The sequence below is a fragment of the Caballeronia terrestris genome (assembly GCF_001544515.1).
Taxonomy (GTDB): Bacteria; Pseudomonadota; Gammaproteobacteria; order Burkholderiales; family Burkholderiaceae; genus Caballeronia; species Caballeronia terrestris.
In genome coordinates, this window is record NZ_FCOL02000435.1 from 1 (window position 1) to 1,270 (window position 1,270).

At 59.6% G+C, this 1,270-nt stretch carries 1 protein-coding gene; it reads right to left on the reverse strand.

Annotated features, from left to right (window positions below):
- Positions 1–413 (reverse strand): PAS domain S-box protein (locus tag AWB67_RS38075; RefSeq protein ID WP_125477887.1); only part of this gene is annotated, 413 nt, incomplete at its 3' end.
- Between the last annotated feature and the right edge of the window lie 857 nt (positions 414–1,270).

Sequence of the window (1,270 nt, forward strand, 5' to 3'; positions counted from 1 at the left end):
TTGCGCTGCAGTTCGTAGCGCTCCGTCCGGTCGATGACGACGGTGAGCATCAGCGCTTCCCTGTGCGACGTCAGAGGGTTGGTGGTGATCTCAGCGGGGAATTCGGTGCCTTCCTTGCGGCGCCCAAACACATCGTGCGAGCTGCTCGCGGCGCGAAGCGCGTGGCCCGAAGCCGTATCGATCCGCAGCCCAATATGGGCGCCGTCGCGCAAACCGGGCACGAGCGCATCGGCGGATGCACCGATCAATTCGTCGCGGCTATAGCCGAAGAGTTTCTCCAATGCCGCATTCGCCAGCACGATTTCGCCATGCCGGTTCGTGACGAGAATCGCGAACGGCAAGAGTTCGAGCGTGTTGCGAAACGGGTCGTCGTCCTGAGGTAGTGACTGCGTGTTGCCGGTGAAGCTTAACATCTAGGACCGAGCCTCGTTGCTGTCGGGCTGTGCGCCGAGGCGCGCCGTGTATTGCAAGAGCCGTGCAGCGGACAGCATCAGGTAGGCTCGAATGCGCCTTCTTCCGCCGCCCTGCTGCTTTTTACAAAACGGTGAGTGGAAATGTCGCGCCTCGCTGGATGCCGGCGGCGCGACCTGCGCACGTCGCGCCGGCGCTTCGTTCGCCGGCCTGACAGGAGCATCCGAAGAAGAAACAACTCCAGCATCAACCACGGTCATGGTGTTGCTCCTGCGCGTTTATCCGCAATGTCGGCACGGATTCGTCGCGTTTCGCCCACGGGGCAGCCATCTCATGGCGACTCGAATTCACGACGCATGGCCGCATCCGCGCTTCGGTGGCAACACTGGCTTCAGGCGGCGTGCAAACGAACATATTCGAGGACGTTCCGGGTTGTCGTTGACTAGCTACCGGGACGCAGCCCGTGCCGCAGCCGCTCGACGCAGCGCGAAAGAAATACCGATCCTTATGCAGGCACCTGCGCGTTGGTATTGCAATCGTTGCTCGATGCGACCGGCTTAGCAGGTGGATTTTCGAATAAAGGCTACACGCTCAGAGAGTTCTCGTAAATATGATTCTGCCTGCCCGCCCGCAAACGTTTCTGTTTCTGACCTGCCACATCCAAGACCGCGGTTGCGCACACTGGTGCGACCTGGTATTAGTGTCGAACAAAATCGGGGTTTCCACCGGCAATCCAGCAAAAATCGCTATCACCGATCTTCGATAACCCCGAGCGGAAAGCGGACTAGGTACTGCCTATTTCGCAGCTTTGTGCGGGCAACGGTCGCTCGCGGCAATGCAATGGTGACAAATATTTACC